This is a genomic window from Pandoraea captiosa, from assembly GCF_902459775.1.
Taxonomy (GTDB): Bacteria; Pseudomonadota; Gammaproteobacteria; order Burkholderiales; family Burkholderiaceae; genus Pandoraea; species Pandoraea captiosa.
On the sequence record NZ_CABPSQ010000012.1, the window covers coordinates 105,408 to 128,895 of the forward strand.

A 23,488-nucleotide genomic window follows, 5' to 3' on the forward strand; every position below is an offset into this window, starting at 1 on the left:
GTCATTTCACTCGGTTCGCCGGCTTGCGCAGCACGAAAAGCTTGATGCTTTGCGGCGGCAGCTCCGCGCGCAGTTCGCGACCGGAAAATGTGGTGTCCGGCGCTCGCGCCAGCTTGTTGTCCACCAGTTGCCAGACTTCGCCCGTGCCCGCCTCGGCAAAGTTGGCGAGCGAAATCGTCGCCTGCGCGGCGCGCTCAAGTTGCTTGTTGATGACGACGAGCGTCAGCGCACCGTCCTTGTCGCGCAACGCGGCGAACGCCGACACCGTATCCGGATCGGGCGTGCTCGCGGCCACGCTCGTCGATCCGAACTCACCGCCGTGGTCGTCGTAATTACGATACAGCTTGATCGCCTTGTACACCGGCATCGACGGATCGAGCGTGCCCCAGCGCGTGGCCATGTCCAGCTTTTCGCGGCCGAAAATGCCGAGAATGTCGGCCTGCGCGGTGGCCCCGTTCATGCGCGTGTCCGCGCCCCAGTTGTATTCGGTAAGCGCGATGGGCGTGCCCGGGTAATAGTACGTATCGACCCACTGGCGCATCATCGGAATCAGCGCAACCACGCTGTTGATCCACGTCGGGTCCTTGTAATTGGGGTCCCACAGGTTGCGCGTCGACCGGTTGCGCATGAGCGCGATGTCGGTCGAATGGCCGTCGGCCGGCTCTTCGTACTCCTTGCTCTGCGGATAAAAGTGCAGACTGAAGATATCGACCGGCCGCCCCGCCCGCTTCCACTGCGTGAGCAACCACGGGATGTACGGCATCCCCCCCGTTTCGTTCAGGCGGTCCGGCGCCTGGGCATAGCCATGCGTGATCGAGTGCTGCTGATCGAAGCCGCTGTACAGGTAACCGTTCCAGCCCCACTCTTCCGGTGCGAGCACCTTCGCACCCGGATCCGCGGCCTTCACTGCGCGCGAATACGCGATGACCTTGGCGGCGATCTCGCTCGCGTGTGCGCCGCTCGGATGCGAATTGTTGTGTATCAGCTGCCAGAGACTGGGCTCGTTATCCATCGCGTAATACTTCACCCCGCCCGCGCGCGCCGGGCCGAATTGCTGCACTAGTGCGGCAACACGCGCCTGCTGGCTTGCGGGATCGTCGGGCACGGTGGCGTCGTCCGGGTCGTTCCTGACGGGCGTGCCGTCGCGCAGAATCCCGTTGCCCGCATCCGTCATGCCGTCGACGTCGTGGTTCTGCTGCGGGCCGTATTTGGCAATGGAAAAGCTCGCGAGCCGGTCGCGTGAGCGCGAGAGCGTGGCCACGCGTCCGAGCATGGAGATCGTCACGATCGGCTGCGCGCCCGCGGCCTGTGTGAGCGCCACAAAGCGATCGCCGAACTGATCGTTGATGTCCGTCGGGTTGACGGGCAGGCTTTCGTAGTACCAGTCGCGCCCGGCGTTGCGCGCGTCGAGCCGCCAGTTGTAGGCCGACGCACTGTTGCCGCCCGAACGGTTGAGCGGTGCGCGCAGGTCCTGCAATATCGCCGTCGTGCCGAAATTGATGCCGTAGATCAGCGGATTGATCGGGTGCCGGTTGGCTGCCGCATCCACAGCAATGGTCACAGGTAACGCGCCGCCGGGCGTTGCCTCGGTGCAGGCGGCGCACGACAGCAACACGGCGGCGCCCACGAGTTTGGTCAGTCTGGAATACGCACTACGGCGCGGCAACACGCGCATGGAAACTCCGGGGAGCAGCACGATAATCGAATCCGCCGGCGCGCCAGACATAGACGAAGATCGCCAGAATGACGGCCGTCTCGCCCGGTGCCAGTGTTGGCGGATAGAAGAAGGAAACGAGCAGCACGAAAACCAGATAGTCGTACAGCGCTCCGAGGAAATCGTCTTCGACTTCCGCGCGCAGGCGCCGATAGAAAAAAAGGCCTCGCAGCTGAAAGCACAGAATGACGAACGCGCCGATCAGGCCGTACTCGAACACGATCCCAAGCCACGTAATGTCGGCCAGGAAGAAGAAGTGGTGGAAATACGTCGTGAGCGTGTCGCCGCTCGCGGGGCTGATGGTCCCCACGCCGAACAGCCAGCGCAACGAGTCGTTACCGAGAAAACGCGTCGCGAGCAGGGCCGAGATACGACGCGTATCGAAACCCGTTTCCGCATTGGCGCTGAAGATCGTCGCGAGATACCCCATCGAAAAGATACCGACGAGTACGATCGGCGCGACGAGCATCAGGCCGATACGCGCACGCGGGCGCGCCCACACGAACGTGTTGATCACCAGCACACCCATGATGCCGATGGCCATCGCGCGCGATTTGACGATCAGCAGCGCCACCGCCAGCCCGATCAGCACGCTCACGAGATAGCCGACGTGGCGCTCGAAGAACGCGCGGCGATAGCAGAAAAACAACAGGATGAACGGAAAGTACATCGACATGCGAATGCGATGTCCGCGACTGTCGCTCGTGAAGAACGGCGCTTGTCCGAAAACGTAGGTTTCCTTGTACCAGTCGGCGGGCACCAGCAGCCACATGAGAATCAGGGCGCCAACGACGATGGCGCCGAGAATGACGAAGCTGCGCCCCAACTCATGCAGCGTGGGCTTGAGCATGAGCAGCAGTGCAAGAAAGGAAAAGAAATACAGGATCGGCAGCAGCTTCACCTGTGCCGTAACGCTGGTGAAGACGCTTTCGTGAAAGTAAATCACGGCCGCGAAGCTCGGCACGAGCACCAGCCACGCAAAGCTGAGCAACACCTGCCGCGTCATCGGAAAGCGCGGCTGGCTGCCCAGGCGCAACACCAGCGGCAGCGTGAGAATCGGAAACGCCTTCGAGAGCGCCCACAGCGGATAGAGCGTCGCGATGTAGTGGAACGTCTGACCGAACAACGGCAACAGCACGACCAGCACGGCAACGACAGCCGTGCGCGGCAAGCCGCCCGCGAACACGGCCGGCAAGTCGTCCGCGGGATGTTCGGCGGCATCCGGTGCGGTGGGTCTCGTTTCGAAGGATGGCTGCGCGGCTGTCACGAAGCGGTTGAAATCGGTAGTTAGACTGGGCGAATTTGCCGGATCGGGTCGGACGTTGCCGGAGGCCGCACTTCGTGTGCGACGTCCAGCGTTACTTCCACCGTTAAGTCCGGCGATCAGAAGCTGCGTGCGCCGTTGATGTCGTAGTTGACGTTCTTGTTGAACGGCAGCGCCTTGTTGATGTACTGGTCGACCCAGAGATCGACTTCGGCAATCGACGACTTCGGCACGAAGATCGTGTCGTTCGACTGCAACACGATGTCATGCGCGGGATCGCCCTGCTGCGTGAGCGCCTTCACGTCGACCGTGCGAAGCATCGGACGACCGTCGGGGCTGCGGCGAATCAGCACGATTTCGCCGGTACGTGCGGTGTCGAGCAGGCCCTGCGCCGTGATGATTGCCTGCATCACGCTCATACCGGGCGTGAGCGCGAGCTCGCCGGGCTTGCCGACTTCGCCGCCGACGAAAACGTGTGCGGCGGTCTGCGTCACGGCGACCATGGCCATCGCATTCGCGGTCATGTGGTTGGCCGCGAGTGCGCGGTTGACCGTGTCGCCGAATTGCGCGAGCGTCTGGCCGGCTGCCGGCAGGTTGCCTGCGAACGGCATGGCAACGGTGCCGTCGGGCGCGACGCGGCCCTTGTAGTTGAGCTCGATGTTAAATGGCAACACCACGGAAATGTCGTCGCCCGGCAACAGCCGGTACGGACTCGGCGTGGCATCGACCCACGTCGCGAAACGATCGGGTTGCTGGTATTTGGTGTCGACCCAGGTTTGGGTGCAGGCCGTCAGCGTCATCAGCGCCAGTACGCAGGCCGGGCGGAGCATATTCATGGGACAGATGGCACGAGGCCGGGGTAGTTACACGGAGTTTGGACCGTACTCTAGTGCACTTCTGCCGTCTCGCCAAGCACGATAAAACAGCGTCAGATTTAGGATAATGGCGGTTTTAGGGGGACTTTACGGGGACTTTCTTGCGTAAGATATGCGCCTTGAAACCATTCCAAATGGCCGGGCAACCTTTACGCTTCTTGCATCGCTATGGCAATTACGACTAGAACAAGGCCTGACCGGCACGCCGCGGTCGTCGACGTGACGATCCGGGATTATCTCAACACCCTTTTTTACTATCGCAAGATTGCCACGACGGTGTTCCTCGCCATTGTGGCGCTCGGCATTCTCGTCGCGCTCTTCGTGCCGATTCCGTATCGCGCACAGGCCACGTTGCTCGTGCTCAATGCGGGGTACTACGACCAGACCAACAATCCGAACGGCGGTGTGTCGCTGCAACCCCCGCCCGGACAGTTGAACGGTGTGGAAGCGCAGATTCTCTCCAGCCCCGAACTGCACCGCGACGTCATCCTCTCGAAGCTCGGCCCGAGTGCGACGGCAAGCGAGATCGACCGCGAGTTGCAGAACTTCGAGAAGCGTCTGCACATCGAGCAGAACGATCTGGCCAACACCATCACGCTGACCTATTCGGATACCGATCCGAAGGCGGCGGCCGATGCGCTGGCGCGCCTGCTCGACAAGTACTTCCGTCAGCGCGCATCGATCTTCACGCAGGGTCGCGTCAACCTGCTGGTCAGCCAGCGCGACGACGTGGGCAAGCAACTCGACAAGGCAGACGCCGATCTGCTCGCGTTCCAGAAGAAGCACGGCATCGTGAAGATCGACGATCAGACGTCGCGCGCCGTGATGCTCGAAGCGCAACTCGTGCAGCGCAAGCTCGAAACCGATGCGAAGCTCGCTCAGGACCGCAGCGAACTGAAGTCGCTGCAAAGCTCGACCCGGGACGTGCGCTCGACGATTCCGATCTACACGGACGACTCCGAGACCAGCCGCGCGATCAACACGCTGCAAGGTTCGCTGAGCGAGCTGGAGAACAAGCGCGCCGACTTCGCATCGCGCTACATGGCGACCTCGCCGTTCGTGGTGCAGCTCGACAAGCAGATCGCCGACATGCGCGCGAACATCGCCAAGCAGCGTCAGGAGATGATGACCGCCACGCGCTTGGGCCATAACAACTATTACGACGTGGTGCAGGAACGTCTTGCCGTGCTCAACGCGAGCATCGCCGGTGGCGTGGCCCAGCAAGCGGAGCTCGAAGCGCAGATCAAGGACACCCGCAGCAAGCTGCAAGGCATGAGCGACGTGTCGAGCCAGTTGAGTCAGTTGCAGGCGCGTCGCGACATTCTCGCCGACAGCTTCAAGGACCGTTCGCGCCAGGTGGAACTCGCCCGCGTGCAGCAGGGTCAGGTCAGCCAGATCAACGGCACCAACGTGCGCGTCATTCAGGCGCCTTTCCCGCCGTCGCAACGCAGCGTGTCGGCCAGCCTGCTGATTGCCGCGTCGATTGCCGCCGGCCTGTTGATCTCTGCGCTCACGGTGCTGATTCTGTCGAGCCTGCGCGAAACGTTCCTCAGCCCGGAACAAGTCGAACGCGCGCTGCTGCTGCCGGTGGTGAACGCCCCGGTGCTGCTCGGCGGGGCACGAGCCGGTGGCGCCGGTGCCGCCGGTGCCGCTGACGTTACCGGTTCCGGCGGCGCGACAGCGGGTGGCGCGAATGCCGAACCCGCCTATGCGCGTCCCGCGCATCTGGCCTACGGTCGCATGATCGCCGCGATCAATAGCAGCACCGACGCGCATGCCAAGGTGGTGATGGTGTTGTCGACCGGCAGAAACGACGGCCAGTCTTCCGTCATTCAAGGGCTTACAAGCGAACTCGAATATCGCTCCGACAAACCGATTCTGATTCTGGACATCGCCTCGACGCCCGACGCGCCGGTATATGGCAAGCCGAACGCGCAAGGCCTGCTGGAATGGCCATCGAACGGCAGCAGCCGCACCGCCGGCGCCGAGGGCGGCGTCCGCATCAATGCAGATGCCGCCGGAGCGCTTGCGGACCTGACGTTCACGCGTGTCGATCGTCACAACATCGTTGTGGCGCAACCGCGCAGCGGCGCCATTCCGTCGTCGTGGCAGCAGGTCACGCGGCTGTTCGACGGGCTGCGCGAGTCGCACGACTACATCGTCGTGCATGCGCCGCCGTCGAGTCAGTCGTTCAGCGGCATCGAAAACGCGTCGCTGGCGGACGCCACGGTGCTCGTGGTGCGCGCGGAAGCCACGCGCAAGCCGGTCATTGCCGGTCTCAAGGCGCAGGTCGAAGACGCGGGAGGCCGCCTCATTGGCGTGGCGCTCACGCATCGTCGCGGCTACATTCCGAGCTTCATCTACCGGTTCTTCTAAGGCCTCGGTGCAGACCCTCATGCCCCAAATCAGCGCGATCCTGCCGATCAAGACCCGCGGACGACACTACGCCGACAACATCGGTCGTTGCGACATCCTCTTCTCGTCGCTGCGACACTTCACGACGCCGGACCTGTTCCATCGCTTCGTGATCATCGTGCCGCACGACGAAGTCGAGGAAGTGCGTAGCTATGCGAAGGCGTGGTCCGACTTCCCCATCGAAGTGATCGACGAGTCGCTGTACATGGGGGCGTTCAACGAGTTCTCGCAGCGGCACCAGATCCGTAACTGGCATCGTCAGCAGATCATCAAGATCAACGCGCCGGAGTGGATCGAGACCGAGTACTTCCTCATCTTCGATCCCGACTGTTTCGCCACCCACGCCTTCGACTACGACTCGCTCATCGTCGACGGCCGTGCGATCACGCACCTCAAGGGACGAAGCGTCGAGCCGTACTACTGGGAAGCGTCGGCCAAGCTGCTCGATGTCGATCCGCATCTGGATCGCGAAGGCGTGTGGTGGACGCCCGCAACGCTCTCGCGCTCGCTGTGCCTGTCGCTGCAGGCGCGGCTCGAAGCTGTGCACGGTACGGACTGGAAGCGCGTGCTGCTCGCGAACTACGCCATCGACTGGACGGAATACACGCTGTACTGGCTCAACGCCGAGCGGGCCGGCCTGCTCGACAAGTACCACACGCAGGCCGTGCCCCCGCAGCGCACGCTGCACGCCGACGAGAGCGTGTGGTTTGCCGACAAGATGCAGGAGTGGGACGCCGCGCACTACTTCGCCCCCGAAAGCGATGGATTGTTCGCCGTGGTGCAGAGCAATACGAAGATTCCGCTCGATCAGGTCGTGGCGAAGCTCTCGCCGTATTTCCCGATCGACATTCAGCCGTACGAGCGTCACGTGGACCCTGCGCTCAAGGGCGCAGAGTTATACTCGGCGGTCGTGCGCAAGGGGCTCAAGATGGTCAAGAAGTTGCTGGGCAACGGCGCGGGTATCAAATAAGACAGGACCCGATTCCATGAGCAGTACGGGCAGCACGGGCAGTACAGGCAACATCGGCAACACAGGCAACACCGACAGCACGCGTGGCCGGATGGTCGGCATCGAGATCCTGCGATTTTTCAGTGCGTTCGCGGTGCTCGTCTGGCATTACCAGCATTTCTTCTTCCGGCCCGAAACGGCGTCCATCGAAGTGGTGCGCGACACGCAGCCGCTCTACGCGCTGTTGCATCCGTTCTACGATTTCGGATGGCTCGGCGTGAACGTCTTCTGGACGATCTCCGGCTTCATTTTCTTCAACCGCTATCTGTCGAAGATCGTTGCCCGCCAGGTCTCCGGCGGCCTGTTCTTCCTGAACCGTTTCTCGCGGTTGTACCCGCTGCATATCGTCACGCTCGTGGTCGTGGCGCTGTTGCAGACGTATTACGTGCGCGAGAACCACGCGTTCTTCGTTTATCCGTACAACACGCCTTACGACTTCTTCGTCAACGTGATCTTCGCGTCCGGCTGGTTGACGCCGTACACCGACTCATTCAACGGTCCGGTGTGGAGCGTATCGACGGAAATCGTGATTTATGTGGCGTTCTTCCTGCTGGCGCGATGCTGTCGCATCGGTCTCGGGTGGACGTTGCTGATCATGTGCCTCTCGGCGGCCACAGGGGGCCTGCTGATTCATCAGCACATCAAGGGTAGCGAGTCGAACATCGTCTTCTGCGCCTTCTACTTTTTCATGGGCGGCGCGGTACACCTGGTTTACGAGCGGTTGCGCGACGTCATCGAGGCACACCGTCGTGCAACGGTGTTGCTGTGCTGTGCGGGGTATGCGGTATTGTTCGCCGCGTGCGCGCTGTTCGGCGGGACGAAATATCTGGCAGCGACGGTCATTGCACCGGTCTCGATCGTGTTGCTGCACGCCATCGAGCCGTGGATTCCTGAACGGTTCGCGTCGCCCATCGCCAATCTCGGCAACACGACATATTCCAGCTATCTGATTCACTTTCCGCTGCAACTCACGACGGTGATCGTGTTGCAGCGTATGGGCATGTCGAGCGCGACCCTGGCCATGAGTCCATGGTTCCTGGCGGCCTATCTGATCGTGGTGTTCGTGCTTGCGCGGTGGGTCTATCGGGCGCTGGAGGCACCGGCGCAGACGTTCCTGCGGCGGCGTCTGGCCTGGCTCGGCGGGCGCTCGCGGCGCGGCGCCGCGAACTGACGGTTGGCACGTTGCTGAGGTGCTGCTGACGCCGTGCCGAACCCTGTGCCGCCACATCGTCGGGACGTAGCGATCACGCCGGTCAATGATGGTGATGGTGGTGATGCGACCAGAGCGGGTCCATCGAATCGACGAACGACGCAACGGCGTCCTTGTCGCCCGTGGCGTGGCGCATCAGCTGGCCGCACTTGCACCAGCCCTGATACGGCGTGATGTGCGAACAGGCGGTCGTCTTCTGCAGATACAGCGTGACGGGTTTGGCACACTTGGTGCACTTGAACTTGAGAGTCAGGGCGGGTCGGCTCATCGGCAATCCATCATGCGGCGCGCGACGGGGCGCGTCGGTGCAAAAGCGGTATTGTACCGGCAGAGGCCGTTCGCCCGCTGACGCCGAATCGCCGTGGCGGGTCGCACGAACGTCGCATAAGGATCGGCACAAGCGATGTAAACGCAAGAAGCCGGATGTCGTGAAGACATCCGGCTTCTTGCTTTGCCGAACCTGACGCCGGCCGACTTCGGTGCAAACCACGGCACCGCTGCCGTTATGTGGCGTCCCCTAGGGGATTCGAACCCCTGTACTCACCGTGAAAGGGTGATGTCCTAGGCCTCTAGACGAAGGGGACAAAAATCGTCATTCGTTTGGTGGAGGTAAGCGGGATCGAACCGCTGACCTCTTGCATGCCATGCAAGCGCTCTCCCAGCTGAGCTATACCCCCGCGCGAAGAGGCGTGACTATAGCGTATTTGGACAAACTTGGCAAACACCGCCTGACCAGGCCGCGCGTGCTGCGTCCGTGCCTGTCAAACCGGCACCCGTCCGTAGGTATCTTCGAACCGGACGATATCGTCCTCGCCGAGATACGTCCCCGACTGCACCTCAATCAATTCGAGCGCGATTTTGCCCGGATTACGCAAACGGTGCGTTACCCCGAGCGGAATGTAAGTCGATTCATTCTCTGTGAGCAGAATTTCCTTATCACCATTGGACACAAGTGCCGTGCCACGCACGACCACCCAGTGTTCCGCACGATGGTGATGCATCTGGCGACTGAGCTGAGCGCCCGGGTTCACCACGATGCGTTTGACCTGGAACCGATCACCCTGATCGATGCCCTCGTACGTTCCCCAAGGACGCACCACGCGGCGATGCGTCACCGACTCCTGACGCCCGGTCGCATTCAGACGTTCGACGATCTTCTTCACGTCCTGCGCGCGATCACGGTGCGCCACAAGCACGGCGTCCGCCGTCTCAACGATCACGACGTCGTCCAGACCGATGGTAGCGACCATGCGATGCTCTGCGCGGATATAGGAATTGCGGGTATCTTCGACCAACACATCGCCCAGAATGGCGTTGCCGTCGTCGTCGGCTTGCGCCAGTTCCGTCAGTGCCGCCCACGAACCGATGTCGCTCCAACCTAGCGCATCGGTTGGCACCACGGCAGCGCGGTCCGTATGCTCCATCACCGCATAGTCGATCGACTCGCTGGCACACGCGGCAAACCGATCGGCGTTCAGGCGGGTGAAGTTCATATCCTGTTGGGCGGCATCGAGCGACGCTCCGGCACATTCGGCGGTTGCCGGGGCGAATCGGGCGAGTTCGTTGAGGAATGTCGATGCCTTGAAAAGGAACATCCCGCTGTTCCAATAATGCCCGCCGGCAGCCAACAACTCTGCGGCTTTTTGCGCGTCCGGCTTTTCAACAAACGCTTCGACCTGGCGTGCCTGCCCGCCGCCGACCAGCACGTCACCCGCACGGATATACCCGTAGCCCGTGTTCGGCGCCGTTGGCCGAATACCGAACGTCACGAGACGCTCATCCAGGGCCGCCTTCACCGCTTCGCCAACCGCTGCGGCGAACGCCGGTTCGTTGCCGATGACATGGTCCGACGGAAGCACGAGTACTAACGCATCTTCGTCGTGGGACAGACGCATCGCCAGTCGAGCTGCCGCAGCAATGGCAGGGGCGGTATTTCGCGCGACCGGTTCAAGCACGATCGCTGATACGGACGCCCCTATCTCGCGAAGCTGATCGACCACCAAAAATCGCTGCTCATTGTTCGTGACGACAATCGCGGGCTGGACGCCGGGAAGGGCCGACGCGCGCTGTACCGTTTGCTGAATCAGCGTCGTGTCGCCGGTCAGCTTGAGGTATTGCTTCGGATAGCCGCCTCGGGACATCGGCCACAAACGCGTACCGCTACCACCACACAGGACGATGGGAAAAATTTTCATTTTGTGCTCTGGTCTCGATCGTTGAAAAAGGGGGGATCGGTGCGCCAGTGGCCGGATGCCCCGGCATCCGGTGGCGGCGCATATATCGCTTCGCTACGAAGCCTGTCGCGAAGGGAAGTGAGGAAATACATGGCGACATTGCGCAACCAGCGCCTCGTCTTTCGGAGGCTGCGGGCCGGTGAGTGCCGCACGGCGACGAGCGGTCGCGCGGCGCGCGGCGCGAGTTGCGCGACGACCGCTTCCGGCGTGGTGTACAAGCCCAGTCGCCAGTCGAAATACAACGGGTACTTCAGCAACGCTCCTGCTACCAGCATGTCCAGCGTGAGCTCGCGCTCTCGCCAGGGAATCACCCCCGCATGATCGTGCGTCAGCCCCCAACCGGCATAGAACGGGAGACCGTAGACATGTACGGTCTTGTTCCGCAGCAGTGCATCGAAGCCGGTCAGCGACGACAATGTGTGCACTTCGTCGCTAGCTTCGATAAGCGAAACAATATCGGCGTCGCTGTCGACGACATCCGCCACGGCATGTGCATCGATCAGTCCCCGCCGGTTACCACTCAACACATCCGGGTGCGGCTTGTAGACGATGAATGCCCCCGGGCACGCTGCACGGACTTCGTCCAACAATGCTTGAGCGGTACGCACATGTCGGGTGCCCAGCCGTATCGACGCATCGTCAGCCACTTGTCCGACGACGAGTACCACGTGCGATCCGACTGGCGCACGCCATGACACTGACCGACGCCCCAGGTTGTACTTGGTCAGGCCGGCGCTGACGATGCGCTCACGCAACGCTCTGGCGCGAGCCAACTCTTCGGGAGTGAATTGAGTTTCGTTCAGGATTTGCGTCAGATCGTTGGGCGTTGCCGGATTGAAGTACATGCCGCGCTGATCGACAACCTGACTTCGCGGCGCAATGAAATCGGACCCCAGCCCGTGTGAATGCAGAAATCCGTCTTCGATGCGCAGCGGCGGCGCCTCATGAGCCTCGCCGTCTCGCTCACGAGCGCCCCAAAGGGCGACACGCGCGCCTGTCCGGACGGATTGGCCCGCATTGAGCCACGCTAACGAGCCGCCGCCCGCACGCAGATATGGCGTTGCAAATGGCCGCTTCCATCGCGCAAAACAAAACCCGTCCACCCGATCCAGCGCGCGATAGCGCTCGGACACAGCGCGCTGTACATCGACGATGTCGAGCACATCAGTCAACGTGCCGCGTCCAAGCGTGACCGGATCGCGATATCGCGCAAGCTCCAGATAAATGACGCGGAACAGATCGGAAAGACTTGGACGCTCGGATACCGGCAGGACGAAAGCATCGGCGCTCAACCCCCATCCGGCGTAAACCGGCGTTCCGAAAACGTGCACCGTTGCACCGGCGAGCATACCGAACCAGCCCTCGCTCGACGCCAACGTATAGACATCGGTGGCGTGCGCGAGGTAGTCATGGGCGTCGCCGTCGTACCATTCGACGCCTTGCCATCTCCTCGCATCGATATGACTGGATAACCATCGCCCTCGCCCGGGATCTCTCGTGCGCACGATCACCACGCGCTTTCCGGCGTGATGTGCTCGGGCATGCGCTACCATGCGCGCGAACGCTCTGTGCGAGTTGTTTCGGTCGCCACCGAAAACTCTGGTCTGCCGACGACGCTCGTCAATGAGCAGCACGACCTTTGCCGAACTTGGCATTGTCGGTGCGCGATTCCAGCGCGCCAGCACTGGCGCCGCCTGCGACGACCGAACTCGCAACATCAACGCATCCACATCCCGCACGTTGTCGTGCGATGCGAGTTTGACCAGCGCACGCGCAATGTCGCTGCGTTGCAGCGGGCGATCGAACCACGATAACCACGCCGAAGCGCAGCGCCCGCCCGAACCGATCGGGCCGCGCGATGCCGCCCGATCCCGGGCGGTAACGTCAGAATTAGCGCTCGTACTCTCGACCATCAGTGAACGGCCAGTTGCGCCAGCAACGCATCGACACGAGAAAAATGGTCATCCCAGGTAGGCGTTTGAAACTTCGCCATGCGTTGGAGCTGATTTGCGCGCGCCGACGCGCCCGCATCGGAAAATGATTCGATGCGCGCGACCCAGCCCGGGCCGTCCAGGGCGTCGACGTAGTCGGGAATGTCACCGGCGATCTCGCGAAAGACGTCGAGGGGACTCGCGATGACCGGCACGCCCAATGTCAGCGCCTCGACCAGAGGCATCCCATAACCCTCGACGAATGAGGGGAACAGCAGCGCGCAAGCATGCTGCAGCCATTGCTGCAACCCCCGGTCGTCGCAATCTCCGATCTCGATCACGTGTTCACGCAAAGCATCACTTCGCTCAAGCATGTCGATGGCGTTCTCACTCTCCCAGCCACGGCGGCCGATGAGGACAAGCCGCGGCGCCGCCGATCCGAATCGCTCCACCAATCGCCGCCAGACCTGAAGGATGAGCCAGTGGTTTTTTCGCGCCTCTATGGTCCCCACCATGACGAAATATGGTGAGGCGAGCGGGCGCGACATCGCCTCAGATCTGACGATACCCGGCGCCAGGGGGGCAACGACGTGCTGAGGTAACGGCAACCCGGCCAATACCGCTTCGCTGGAAAGTGCTTTTAGCGTGTCAGCCGAATTCGTCACCAATCCATCGGCGTATTGAAGCGCCGCGTGGATGCGACGCCGATGCTGCTGCTTGGCGTGTGGGCGACAGTACTCAGCATGCGTGATCGGAATAAGGTCGTGAATCATCATCACGCTGCGCACGCCGCGACGACGAAGACGCCGATAGTAGTGCAAGTGCTCCATACCGGTATGACTGGTATGCAGCAACGTGGCGCGCTGGGCTTCGCGTCCTGTGATCCGCGCCGTCACCCCACGCGCGAGCGAAGCAGCCAGCCAAGTGCGTACCCCCACGGGCCGCCGTCCGCCAAGCAGCATTTCGAACAATGTCTGCGAGTCGCGCGGCGTCAGATCGATCGCATGACCGCGATGGCTGATCAGTGCGCGCGCACGCGAACCATATCGCGAAACATAAGCGAGACTCACCCGATCCACTCCGGTAGGCAGGAGGTTATCTAGCAATCGGGAGACGAGACGGGAGGTGTCCAACAGGTATTCAGACATTAATTCGGACATCTGACGTAAAAAAACGCCGGCCCACTATTCCCGAAGTCGCACCAACAAGTCAAGAATTAAATCCACTTCACGAACTACGAGGCAACTATCGCCAACCATGTGACACGCCTGCACCGCCAGAGGAAATTACATCGTACAACGATACATATAACTGAATACTGACAAGAAACTTACATAACCAATTTCTCATCGAAACGAAGAAAATGAAAATACATATTTGATCCATACATATGAATCGGGGGACGCACGTGGCAACTTTATGACAATCAAAATTCCGTCACCTATCAAAATTGACAGTTTCGCGAAGTGCTCAAAAATCGAGCAGTTCTGCGCCACGTCGTTGATTAACATAGAAATAATTCCCTGCCATCGGTGCACAACGTGAGACCATCGTGAAACAATTCTCAACAAGTTGTGACAATTCTTAACATCCTGCTGTAGTATTACTCACCATTACATTCGGTCGGTTTTGGGCGATATTCACAGTTCTTTAGGTTGGAACAGCTAAGTTGATAGACCCCGAGTCAACCTTAGCCGAAGGCAGTACGGCGAAAGATCCTTGCGCGAGCTTCGCGACGAGGATTAAAAAAACAAAAGAAATAAATTGGAAAACGTACAAAAAATCGGGGAGACCGGCATCAGCGCCGGTCAACAGAGCAATTTCGTCGCTCGCTTAAAGAGAATCGACAAACTCTTTGCAGCCGTGGTGCTGCTGCCGTCGCTTGTCTCGACGCTCTATTTCACGTTCATTGCCGCAGACGTTTATGTCTCCACGTCGACGTTTGTCGTCCGCAGCCCGCAAAAAAGCGCGCAAGCTGGCAGCTTGTTCGGCAGCTTTCTGCAAAGCAGCGGGCTCGCCCGCGCGGACGACGACACACATGCAGTAAACGACTACATGCTTTCGCGTGACGCCCTCACGGAATTGAACAAGGGTGAGACGTTCCGAAATGCCTATGGCGGCGACAATGGCGATGTGTTTAGTCGGTTCGGAACACTGGGGCTGCGCACATCGTTCGAGGACTTGCTCAAGTATTTCCAGCGCCGCGTGGAAGTGCACTACGACACCACCACCTCGATCACGACACTGACGGTCGAGGCTTATTCGGCAAAGGAAGCGCAGACGTTCAATCTGCAATTGCTGGATCTGGGCGAAAAACGCGTCAACGAGATGAATAGCCGGGCGGCGCAGGACGCCGTGCGATACGCCGCCGGCGAGGTCGAGCGCGCACAAAATGCCGTTCGCAGGACGTCCGCCGAACTGCTGGCGTTCCGAGAACATCAGTCTGTTTTCGATCCGGAGAAGCAGTCCGCGCTGGATCTCCAGCAAGCGTCTCAGATCCAGATGGATCTGAAGAACAGCAGCGCATTGCTGGCACAGTTGCAATCGGTGGCGCCGGCAAACCCGCAAATCCCGGTGCTCAAGACTCGCATCGACACGCTGCGTCGACAAATCAATGAAACGACGCAGGGTGTAGCTGGTGGCCGCAATTCCCTCGCGAACAAGAATGCCCGCTACGAGCGCCTCGCGCTGGACCGCGACTTCGCGGAAAAGCAGCTCGCATCCGCGCAAGTGTCGTTGGAAACCGCCCGCAACGAGGCCATTCGCCAACAGTTGTATCTGGAGCGTATCGCTCAGCCGAACGCGCCTGACAAAGCCCTGCTGCCGCACCGAATTCGCAACATTGCCGCCACGCTGATTCTGTCGTTGCTGGTCTGGGCTTCGCTGCGCTTGCTGCTGGCCAGTGTGCGAGAACATCGTGACTGAGCGTCGCACGCCGCCGGGAACGCTGCTGCGCTCCTTACGCATTCAGTTGCGCGTAATCAAGGCGCTGCTGATGCGCGAGATCATCACGCGTTACGGCCGTCACAACATCGGTTTCGCATGGCTTTTCGTCGAACCAATGATGTTTACGCTGGGCATTCTCGTACTTTGGAATTTGGTCCACGACACGGGTAGCGCACACCACATCAATGCCGCGGCCTATGCGCTCACGGGCTACTCGACCATTCTTTTGTGGCGCAACACGATTGGACGCTGCGCAGGTGCGGTAGTGCCGAACCAGGCATTGCTGTACCACCGCAATGTGCAGGTCATCGACTTGTTCTTCACGCGCATTGCGCTTGAAGTCGCCGGCGCGACCCTGTCGATGATCGTGCTCATGGCGGTGTTCACGGCAGCCGGCGTCATCGACTTGCCCGTGAACATCATGGACATGATTTACGGATGGGGTCTGCTGGCGTGGTACAGCGCAGCGATGGCGCTTCTGATCGGCGGACTGAGCGAATACAGCGAATTGGTTGATCGGTTCTGGCACCCGCTGGCGTACTTCCAGTTGCCTGTCTCGGGCGCCATGGTCATGGCCAGTTGGCTGCCGCCGAGCATTCGGGAAATCGTGCTGCTATTCCCCACGGCGAACTGCGTCGAGTTGTTCCGGTTCGGATATTACGGCACCGCTGTCAAGCCGTTTTACGACGTTCCGTATGTGGTCGTTGTCAATCTCGTGCTGACGTGGCTGGGATTGCTTGTCGTGCGCGGCGCCTCGCGCCGGGTGGAATTGCAATGATCGAACTGACTGACGTTACGAAGCGCTATGCCACGCGGCTCGGGCGGGTCACCGTACTCAACAAGGTGAACTTGCGCATTGCGAGAGGCGAACGCGTAGGCATTCTGGGTGGCAACGGCGCCGGGAAGTCCACGCTGATCCGTTTGATCAGCGGGGCCGAGCTGCCCAGCGACGGCATCGTTCGGCGGAGCATGAACGTTTCATGGCCGCTGGCGTTCGGTGGCGCGTTTCAGGGCTCGCTGACCGGACTGGATAACGTCAGATTCGTCTGCCGCGTATATGGGGCCGAGTACGAGAAGGTTCGCCCCTTCGTCGAAGATTTCAGCGAACTCGGCAAGTACCTTCGAGAGCCGGTGAAGAAGTATTCAAGCGGTATGCGTGCGCGGCTCGCGTTCGCGATTTCGATGGCAATCGAATTCGATTGCTTCCTGATCGACGAGGTTATCGCGGTGGGCGATTCCCGTTTCCAGGAGAAGTGCAACCGGGAGTTGTTCGAGCGGCGCAAAGACCGCGCCATGCTGGTCGTCTCTCACCACGCAGATCTCATTCGGGACGTGTGCACGACCGGATTCGTGCTGGACAAGGGCACGCTCCATCATTTTGACGATATCGATGCGGCATATCGATTCTATGAACTCAAGCAACAACAGGGTAAGCATGAGCACTGAGCGCAAGGTCAAGGTACTGCTGGAAATGCGTCCGGCAATGGAAGGATTCGCCGGCATTCCGCAGGAAACCCGTTTGCTGTTTCGTGGTTTGCGAATGATCGACAGCGTGGAAACAGAGGGCATGATTCAGATGTCCCATCGATCGCTGGCCAAAGGCACGCCACTGAAGGCGTCCAAGGCGCGTCGCATGTCGGACGCCCGGCGTCTGAACCGATACTCGCGCGTCATCGTGTCCATGGCAGAGAAGCCGTACCGCACTGTCGTCGATATCGTGATCGGACACCTGGAACGCCGACTCGCCGCAACCTCTCTGTCGTTGCGCTCGCTCATCGGCGCGTCGCGCGTAAAACTTACCCGCTTCGAGTCGGAGAATTTCACCGACTTCACGTGGCGGACCCTGTTCTCGAAGACTTTGCCGGCGTCCGACTTTTCGCTGGTGGCCACGGCGAACCATCGCATCTGCTCAGTGCCGTGGCGCCTCATGCATATGGCCGGGCTTCGCTCCCTTAGCGCGAAGTCCACGCCAAGCTATCCGCGTCTGGCGACGGAGGGCGTCGACGTCTTCATCGCGCAGACGCCATACCCTGCCACGGTCAGCCGGAACACCGCCTTTGTGGTGCGCTATCACGATGCCATTCCGGTGTTCATGCCGCACACCATTCCGGAAAAGTCCGTTCACCAGGCCACCCACTTCTACGCACTCGGCAGCAATGTTCGCTGCGGCGCATGGTTCGCTTGCGTGTCCGAAGCGACGCGCCAGGACTTGTTGCGCCTGTTCCCCGAAGCGGCTCCGCGCGCTGTGACGATTCACAACATGGTCTCGCACCATTACTTCGATCAACCCGCGGCGCCCGAGCGCGTGCCGGAGATCATCCGCGCACGTCTTTACGAAGGCGTGGAGCTACTGCCGAAGTTCTTCAGTCTGCGCGAGCAGGAGAATTTCTACAAACGTGTCTTGAGCCCCCGTCCGTTCAAGTACGTGATGATCGTCTCGACGATTGAACCGCGGAAGAACCATGCCCGCCTGCTGGCGGCCTGGGAGGTTCTCAAGTCAGAAATCGATCCCGATCTCAAGCTGGTCGTCGTAGGCACCCTCGGCTGGGACAACGCCGCCATCACAAAGGCGATGCGCCCCTGGATCGATCGCGGGGAACTGTTCCCACTCAACGCCGTCCCCGCGCCGGATCTGCGCGTGCTGTATCGCAATGCACTGGCAACCGTCTGCCCAAGTCTGGGGGAAGGCTTCGACTTCTCTGGCGTGGAATCCATGCGAAGCGGTGGTGTCACCGTGGCGTCTGACATTCCGGTCCACCGCGAGATCTACGACGACGCGTCGGGTTACTTCGATCCATACTCGACGGCGAGTCTCGTCAAGGCGCTCAAGGAAGTGATCTACGACGAAGGTGCCGAAACGCGGCGCAAGCAATTGCGTCTGCGCGGTGCCGAGGTGTCGGGCCGCTACTTGCCCGAGGCCATCCTTCCGCAATGGCAATCGTTCTTGTCACGCGTGACCGGAACAGAACTCGGCACGACGACGCAGGCGGACGTCGTAGCGTTCGTCTCAAAAACCCAAAAAGCGGCCTGAGAGACACACGCTCCGGCGGGCGGGTGCGGCGCCTTCGTGCGCCCTTCCCGCCTTAGCAGCGGCCGGTCAACAACAGGCTGCCGCCTGAATTCGCGCGCCGGAAATGCCTCGACTTTTACCGTTTCGTCTTCACTTACCGTACATCCCGATGATTCCCCGCACGCCCGCCAGATTCGTTAAGTTGCTATTGTCGGTTTCCATGCTGACGACTCTCGCCGGGTGTTCTCTCGTGCCGTCTTCCGGTCCGACTCGCTCGCAAGTCGAAAACGAGGCACAGGAACCCTCGGGGCTGATCGACGGAATTCAGATCGTCGACGTGTCCGACGCAGTCGCGCGCAAGCTTCTCGCGCAACGCCGGTCCACGGACTTCGCGTCGACTTTCGGCGACGCTATGGTCCCGGCTCAACGCGTCGGGACGGGCGACATATTGGAAGTATCCGTGTGGGAATCGCCGCCGGCAGCTTTGTTCAGCGCGCCACTCCAGCCGGAGCTCGGCACCGGCGCGAGCCGTGCTGTCGTCCTCCCCGCGCAAACCGTCGATACGGAAGGCGAGATCGATGTCCCGTTCGCCGGACGTGTTCCGGTAACCGGGAGAACGATCAATGAAGTTTCCGGTGAAATAGCCAAAAGACTCAAAAACAAGGCCAACCAGCCTCAGGTCATGACACGCGTGGTCAAGCGCGCCAACGCGTTCGTCACGGTCGTGGGCGATGTGAACAGCAGCGTGCGCATGGAGTTGAGCGCAGGCAACGAGCGTCTGCTGGATTCGCTCGCCGCCGCGGGCGGTACGCGTCAGGCAGTCGACAAAACCACCATTCAGGTTACGCGCGGGAGGGTCGTGCAGTCGCTGCCGCTCCAGTCGATCATCCGTGATCCGCGTCAGAACATTCCGTTGCATGCGCACGACGTGGTCACCGCGCTGTTCCAACCCTATAGCTTCACCATGCTTGGCGCATCAGGCAAGAACGACGAGGTGAACTTCGAGGCGCAGGGCATCACGTTGTCACAGGCGCTCGCTCGTAGCGGTGGCCTGAACGACAGTCGCTCCGATCCGCGCGGCGTTTTCGTCTTCCGATTCGAGTCGCCAGAAGCACTCGACTGGCCGAATGCGCCCGTCAAGACGACGCCGAACGGAAAAGTGCCGGTCATCTACCGTGTCGACCTCAAAAACCCGAGCAGCTTTTTCGTTGCCCAGAACTTCATGATGGACGACAAAGACCTGGTCTATGTCTCGAACGCGCCAGTGGCGGAACTCCAGAAGTTCATGAACCTGGTGTTCTCGGGTCTCTATCCGACGTTGAGCGTCATTAACGCGACCAAGTGACCGGGCTCACCCATGAACCGGTCATATCTGGTGCTGCAAGGCACCGCCTCTCCCTTCTTCCACCAACTGGCGAGCGCATTGCGAGTCCGGGGAAATGAGGTGTGTCGCGTCAATTTTTGCGGTGGCGATCTGGTCTACGGAGGCACGTCAACCGAAAACTGCGACTTTAATGCCCCGCTGGAAACGCTCGGCGATTGGTATGCCGACGCCGTGCGCACCCGTGGTGTAACCGACGTTCTGCTGTTTGGCGATTGTCGGGATGTGCACGTACCAATGCACGACGTCGCTCACCGAATGGGCGTCGAGGTCCATGTTTTCGAAGAAGGGTACGTGCGTCCTTACTGGATCACGCTTGAGAACCACGGCGTCAATGGCCGCTCGAAGCTGCCGCGCGATCCGGCGTGGTACCGCGAGGTTTATCGCAACCTTCCACAGTTTCGAGCGCCGATCGCGACGGGTTACAACCTCAAGGAGCGCGCATTCCACGATATGCGTTACCGCTGGGCTAACGCAGCGTACGCGCATCGCTATCGGCACTACCAAAGCCACCGACCGAGAAACGGCCTGTTCGAGTACGCAGGACTCGCTGCACGCGCCATTCGCAATCGCGGGTTTCATCGCGAAGCGGACTACCTGACACGTGAATTGCGCGACCATGCACAACGGTACTTCCTCTTTCCGTTGCAGCTCAACTCCGACGCCCAGGTCGTCGTGCATTCGCCCTTCGACGGCATTTGCGGTGCTATCGACGCCGTGGTTGCGTCGTTCGCGGCGCATGCGGCGCCCGACACCCAGCTTGTCATCAAGAATCATCCGCTCGACACAGGCCTGATCAACTATCGCCAGCACACATTGCGCATCGCACGTCGTCTGGGGGTCGCAAATCGTGTCCACTTCATTGACGCGGGACATCTCCCAACGCTGCTCGAGCATGCGCAGGGCGTGGTCGTCATTAACAGTACGGTCGGGTTGTCCGCGCTGCACCACGGCACGCCGCTCGTCGTGCTCGGTGAAGCCATTTACGACATGCAGGGCCTGACCTGGCAGCATGGTCTGGACACATTCTGGCAAGCGCCGGATTGTCCGGACATGGCGCTTTACACCGCGTTTCTGCACTTTGTCATTCACAACACGCAGATCAATGGTGACTTTTATACCCGAGGGGGCATTGGCATGGCGCTCGTGGGCGTAGTGCAGCGACTGGAGGCGCGAGATGCAGCCTGAAGGCGCACGTCACATTGTCATTACCGGCGCGAGCGCAGGCCTCGGGCGTGCACTCGCGCATACCTATGCCCGCCCGGGCACCGTTCTGGGACTATGCGGCCGTGACGCGACCCGCTTGCGCGAATGTGCCTTCGAATGCGAAGCGTTGGGCGCGAAGGCCGTTGTGGCGACGCTCGACGTGCGCGACGCCGCGGCCATGTCGTCATGGATCGACGACTTCGATGCCCATTGGCCCATCGATATGCTGATCGCGAATGCCGGTGCCGCCAGCACACTGTCAAACGCTTCCGATTGGGAAGATTCGCATCGGGTGCGCAGCATCGTCGACGTCAACCTCTACGGCACGATCAATTCCGTGCTTCCCGCGCTCACACACATGCGCGAACGCAAGCACGGTCGCATCGTACTCATCAGTTCGATCGCTGCACTTCGCGGCATGGCGATCTCACCGGCCTATTGCGCCAGCAAGTCCGCCATCAAGGCCTGGGGCGATTCACTGCGTCCGATGCTCGCGCGCGATGGCATCGCCCTCAGCGTCGTGCTTCCGGGTTTCGTCAAGACGGCGATGAGCGACGTGTTTCCGGGAGACAAACCGATGATGCGTTCCGCACCGAGCGCTGCTGCGCTGATCGCACGCAAGGTGGCCGCAGGACGTGCCGAAATTGCCTTCCCGACCCTGCTCGCGCTTGGCATGCGCCTCCTTGCGCTGCTACCCGTCGCCATCGCCGATCGCATTCTCGATCGACTGTCATACCTGCCCAAGGCGGAGGCCTGAATGCGCCTCGCACCACTACTCGCCTGTTGGGGCGTGACGCTCATATTCTGCGCCGTACCCGATGCGATGGCCCGGCCTCACGCCGGATGGCGCAGACCATGGCGCGCGTGGGCTCTGCTATGGGTGGTGACGACGCTGCTGTTCGTCCTGTTTTTCTATGCCTTCGCTCGCCCGATCTTTGCCGCCGGTGTGACGCTAGGACTGGTCGGGGTGATGGCCGGCGTCAGCAATGCGAAGCATGCATCGCTACGCGAACCGTTCGTCTTCACGGATCTGAGCCTGTTTGCGCAACTCTTCGCGCATCCACGTTTGTATCTGCCATTCCTGAGCCGCGGAACGGTTGTCACGTTCGTTGCTGGTGCGTCGATACTCATCTCGGCGGTTTTGATCGAACCGACCATCTCCCGGCCCGGCGTCACATCGACAATCGCGATGCTTGGTCTGTGCTTGACGTTGGCCGCGGTTCTCGCCAACGGAATGAGGCTTACCCTGCACGCGAGCGATGACGTTCGCGCCAACGGTTTCACGGCCACGTTCGTCGCCTACCTGATTAACGGCTGGCGTCCTTCGACCTTCGCTCGCGTTGCCGAGGCGCTCGCCAGCGGACCGCATGCCACCGGGCATGCGCGCGGTACGCACCCCGACGTCGTCGTGATTCAGAGCGAGTCTTTCTTCGATGCACGCACGCTGCATCCGTCGATACGTCCGTCGGTACTGCAACATTTCGACACCGCTCGTATGCAGAGTACGCAATACGGCGACCTCACGGTACCGGCATGGGGTGCCAATACGATGCGAACCGAGTTCGCGCTGCTCACCGGGGTCGATGAGTCTGCCTTGGGGTATGGACGCTTCTATCCGTACGTTTTCGTGCGACGAGCTGCCACATCGCTGGCGTCCTGGTTCTCCCGCGGCGGCTATCGCACCACTGCGCTGCACCCCTATTACGTCGACTTCTTTGGACGGGATCGCGTGCTTCCGCTGCTCGGCTTCGCCGCGTTCGAGGGCATCGAGCATTTCGGCGATGCGCCGCGCGCAGGCACATACGTGAGCGACGCCGCGCTGGCCGACGCGATCGTGGCACGGCTCCGCGTTGCCGACCTCGATGATCGCGCTTCGCCCCAATTCATCTTCGCCATGTCGATGGAAAACCACGGCCCGCTGCATCTCGAAACGGTTGCTGCCGGTGAGTCGTCCGCGTGGCATGAACTCGGCGATGATGCGCAATGGCGTGACCTCACCGCTTACTTACGACACCTCAAGAGCGCCGACGACATGATCGGGCGCCTGCTCAACTATCTGCGCACACGACAGCGCGAAACGGTGCTCTGCTTTTACGGGGACCATGTGCCCGCCCTTGGCCACGTCTTTGACGCATTGGGTCAGGCCCCAGCACGAAGCCAGTACTTCATATGGCGAAATTTCGGCGATATCGATGCCACGCAAGCATCCATCGATGTCGTGCAACTCGGCATGGCCGTCAGGCATGCCTTGCGAGCCGGGCGACGCCAGATCGCGGCGTCAGGTCTCTGAATC

Annotated in this window: 18 protein-coding genes and 2 tRNA genes; 11 read left to right on the forward strand and 9 right to left on the reverse strand. The window is 61.0% G+C overall.

All coding sequences use genetic code 11. From position 1 onward, the window contains the following. Window position 1 precedes the first annotated feature (1 nt). The 3 genes from PCA31118_RS22605 to PCA31118_RS22615 form a co-directional block, all read right to left on the reverse strand. Window positions 2-1,675, reverse strand: coding sequence for a glycoside hydrolase family 44 protein (locus PCA31118_RS22605; RefSeq protein WP_150627224.1), 1,674 nt, complete (start codon window positions 1,673-1,675; stop codon window positions 2-4). Next, window positions 1,653-2,981 (reverse strand): hypothetical protein, encoded by a 1,329-nt coding sequence (locus tag PCA31118_RS22610; protein ID WP_150627225.1) that lies wholly within the window; start codon window positions 2,979-2,981, stop codon window positions 1,653-1,655. The genes PCA31118_RS22605 and PCA31118_RS22610 overlap by 23 nt, the downstream gene beginning before the upstream one ends. A 116-nt stretch (window positions 2,982-3,097) precedes the next feature. Beyond that, the gene (locus PCA31118_RS22615; RefSeq protein ID WP_150627226.1) at window positions 3,098-3,814 is read right to left on the reverse strand and encodes a polysaccharide biosynthesis/export family protein; all 717 of its coding nucleotides are present in this window, start codon (window positions 3,812-3,814) and stop codon (window positions 3,098-3,100) included. A gap of 207 nt (window positions 3,815-4,021) precedes the next feature. Between PCA31118_RS22615 and PCA31118_RS22620 the strand changes: the two genes are divergently transcribed. Genes PCA31118_RS22620 through PCA31118_RS22630 form a run of 3 tightly spaced genes read left to right on the forward strand, consistent with a single transcriptional unit; the run spans window position 4,022 to window position 8,448 of the window. Next, window positions 4,022-6,229 carry a GumC family protein gene (locus tag PCA31118_RS22620; protein WP_150627227.1) on the forward strand — a complete coding sequence of 736 codons (2,208 nt, stop codon included), beginning with the start codon at window positions 4,022-4,024 and terminating at the stop codon, window positions 6,227-6,229. Window positions 6,230-6,248: 19 nt separating this feature from the next. Further along, the gene (locus PCA31118_RS22625) at window positions 6,249-7,238 is read left to right on the forward strand and encodes a DUF6492 family protein (protein WP_150627228.1); all 990 of its coding nucleotides are present in this window, start codon (window positions 6,249-6,251) and stop codon (window positions 7,236-7,238) included. Between the two features lie 16 nt (window positions 7,239-7,254). Continuing rightward, complete coding sequence (locus tag PCA31118_RS22630; RefSeq protein WP_150627229.1) at window positions 7,255-8,448, forward strand: acyltransferase family protein; 1,194 nt, start codon at window positions 7,255-7,257, stop codon at window positions 8,446-8,448. 82 nt (window positions 8,449-8,530) lie between these two features. Here the strand turns inward: PCA31118_RS22630 and PCA31118_RS22635 are convergent, their stop codons facing one another. From PCA31118_RS22635 to PCA31118_RS22660, 6 genes are all read right to left on the reverse strand, one after another. Beyond that, complete coding sequence (locus PCA31118_RS22635) at window positions 8,531-8,755, reverse strand: hypothetical protein (protein ID WP_044457238.1); 225 nt, start codon at window positions 8,753-8,755, stop codon at window positions 8,531-8,533. Window positions 8,756-8,995: 240 nt separating this feature from the next. Further along, window positions 8,996-9,071 (reverse strand) — tRNA-Glu (locus PCA31118_RS22640). A 17-nt stretch (window positions 9,072-9,088) separates the two neighbouring features. Next, a tRNA-Ala gene (locus tag PCA31118_RS22645) sits at window positions 9,089-9,164 on the reverse strand. An 84-nt stretch (window positions 9,165-9,248) separates the two neighbouring features. After that, on the reverse strand, window positions 9,249-10,682 hold the full coding sequence (locus tag PCA31118_RS22650) for a mannose-1-phosphate guanylyltransferase/mannose-6-phosphate isomerase (protein ID WP_150627230.1): 1,434 nt from the start codon (window positions 10,680-10,682) through the stop codon (window positions 9,249-9,251). Further along, window positions 10,679-12,634 (reverse strand): capsular polysaccharide export protein, LipB/KpsS family, encoded by a 1,956-nt coding sequence (locus tag PCA31118_RS22655; RefSeq protein WP_150627231.1) that lies wholly within the window; start codon window positions 12,632-12,634, stop codon window positions 10,679-10,681. The genes PCA31118_RS22650 and PCA31118_RS22655 overlap by 4 nt, the downstream gene beginning before the upstream one ends. Next, window positions 12,634-13,800: a glycosyltransferase family 4 protein gene (locus PCA31118_RS22660; RefSeq protein WP_150627232.1), complete on the reverse strand. Its 1,167-nt coding sequence runs from the start codon at window positions 13,798-13,800 to the stop codon at window positions 12,634-12,636. The genes PCA31118_RS22655 and PCA31118_RS22660 overlap by 1 nt, the downstream gene beginning before the upstream one ends. Window positions 13,801-14,416: 616 nt before the next feature. Between PCA31118_RS22660 and PCA31118_RS22665 the strand changes: the two genes are divergently transcribed. From PCA31118_RS22665 to PCA31118_RS22700, 8 genes are all read left to right on the forward strand, one after another. Further along, window positions 14,417-15,577 carry a KpsE/RkpR family capsule polysaccharide export protein gene (locus tag PCA31118_RS22665; RefSeq protein WP_246190384.1) on the forward strand — a complete coding sequence of 387 codons (1,161 nt, stop codon included), beginning with the start codon at window positions 14,417-14,419 and terminating at the stop codon, window positions 15,575-15,577. 70 nt (window positions 15,578-15,647) lie between these two features. Next, on the forward strand, window positions 15,648-16,376 hold the full coding sequence (locus PCA31118_RS22670; RefSeq protein ID WP_150627264.1) for an ABC transporter permease: 729 nt from the start codon (window positions 15,648-15,650) through the stop codon (window positions 16,374-16,376). Further along, on the forward strand, window positions 16,373-17,044 hold the full coding sequence (locus PCA31118_RS22675; RefSeq protein WP_150627233.1) for an ABC transporter ATP-binding protein: 672 nt from the start codon (window positions 16,373-16,375) through the stop codon (window positions 17,042-17,044). The genes PCA31118_RS22670 and PCA31118_RS22675 overlap by 4 nt, the downstream gene beginning before the upstream one ends. Next, a complete protein-coding gene (locus PCA31118_RS22680; RefSeq protein ID WP_217431292.1) occupies window positions 17,034-18,629 on the forward strand; it encodes a glycosyltransferase family 4 protein in 1,596 nt (531 codons plus the stop codon). Before PCA31118_RS22675 ends, PCA31118_RS22680 begins: the two co-directional genes overlap by 11 nt. Window positions 18,630-18,828: 199 nt before the next feature. Then, window positions 18,829-19,953, forward strand: coding sequence for a polysaccharide biosynthesis/export family protein (locus tag PCA31118_RS22685; RefSeq protein WP_246190385.1), 1,125 nt, complete (start codon window positions 18,829-18,831; stop codon window positions 19,951-19,953). Between the two features lie 12 nt (window positions 19,954-19,965). Continuing rightward, window positions 19,966-21,177, forward strand: a complete 1,212-nt coding sequence (locus PCA31118_RS22690; RefSeq protein WP_150627236.1) for a capsule biosynthesis protein — start codon at window positions 19,966-19,968, stop codon at window positions 21,175-21,177. After that, window positions 21,167-21,952: an SDR family NAD(P)-dependent oxidoreductase gene (locus PCA31118_RS22695; protein ID WP_150627237.1), complete on the forward strand. Its 786-nt coding sequence runs from the start codon at window positions 21,167-21,169 to the stop codon at window positions 21,950-21,952. Before PCA31118_RS22690 ends, PCA31118_RS22695 begins: the two co-directional genes overlap by 11 nt. Then, window positions 21,953-23,485 (forward strand): LTA synthase family protein, encoded by a 1,533-nt coding sequence (locus PCA31118_RS22700; RefSeq protein ID WP_150627238.1) that lies wholly within the window; start codon window positions 21,953-21,955, stop codon window positions 23,483-23,485. Window positions 23,486-23,488: the final 3 nt, after the last annotated feature.

Bases quoted from the DNA above. Each gene is read 5' to 3' on its own strand.
- PCA31118_RS22605 (WP_150627224.1), bottom strand. From the start codon at position 1,675: ATGCGCGTGTTGCCGCGCCGTAGTGCGTATTCCAGACTGACCAAACTC.
- PCA31118_RS22615 (WP_150627226.1), bottom strand. From the start codon at position 3,814: ATGAATATGCTCCGCCCGGCCTGCGTACTGGCGCTGATGACGCTGACG.
- PCA31118_RS22620 (WP_150627227.1), top strand. From the start codon at position 4,022: ATGGCAATTACGACTAGAACAAGGCCTGACCGGCACGCCGCGGTCGTC.
- PCA31118_RS22625 (WP_150627228.1), top strand. From the start codon at position 6,249: ATGCCCCAAATCAGCGCGATCCTGCCGATCAAGACCCGCGGACGACAC.
- PCA31118_RS22630 (WP_150627229.1), top strand. From the start codon at position 7,255: ATGAGCAGTACGGGCAGCACGGGCAGTACAGGCAACATCGGCAACACA.
- PCA31118_RS22635 (WP_044457238.1), bottom strand. From the start codon at position 8,755: ATGAGCCGACCCGCCCTGACTCTCAAGTTCAAGTGCACCAAGTGTGCC.
- PCA31118_RS22650 (WP_150627230.1), bottom strand. From the start codon at position 10,682: ATGAAAATTTTTCCCATCGTCCTGTGTGGTGGTAGCGGTACGCGTTTG.
- PCA31118_RS22655 (WP_150627231.1), bottom strand. From the start codon at position 12,634: ATGGTCGAGAGTACGAGCGCTAATTCTGACGTTACCGCCCGGGATCGG.
- PCA31118_RS22660 (WP_150627232.1), bottom strand. From the start codon at position 13,800: ATGTCTGAATACCTGTTGGACACCTCCCGTCTCGTCTCCCGATTGCTA.
- PCA31118_RS22670 (WP_150627264.1), top strand. From the start codon at position 15,648: ATGCGCGAGATCATCACGCGTTACGGCCGTCACAACATCGGTTTCGCA.
- PCA31118_RS22675 (WP_150627233.1), top strand. From the start codon at position 16,373: ATGATCGAACTGACTGACGTTACGAAGCGCTATGCCACGCGGCTCGGG.
- PCA31118_RS22680 (WP_217431292.1), top strand. From the start codon at position 17,034: ATGAGCACTGAGCGCAAGGTCAAGGTACTGCTGGAAATGCGTCCGGCA.
- PCA31118_RS22685 (WP_246190385.1), top strand. From the start codon at position 18,829: ATGCTGACGACTCTCGCCGGGTGTTCTCTCGTGCCGTCTTCCGGTCCG.
- PCA31118_RS22690 (WP_150627236.1), top strand. From the start codon at position 19,966: ATGAACCGGTCATATCTGGTGCTGCAAGGCACCGCCTCTCCCTTCTTC.
- PCA31118_RS22695 (WP_150627237.1), top strand. From the start codon at position 21,167: ATGCAGCCTGAAGGCGCACGTCACATTGTCATTACCGGCGCGAGCGCA.
- PCA31118_RS22700 (WP_150627238.1), top strand. From the start codon at position 21,953: ATGCGCCTCGCACCACTACTCGCCTGTTGGGGCGTGACGCTCATATTC.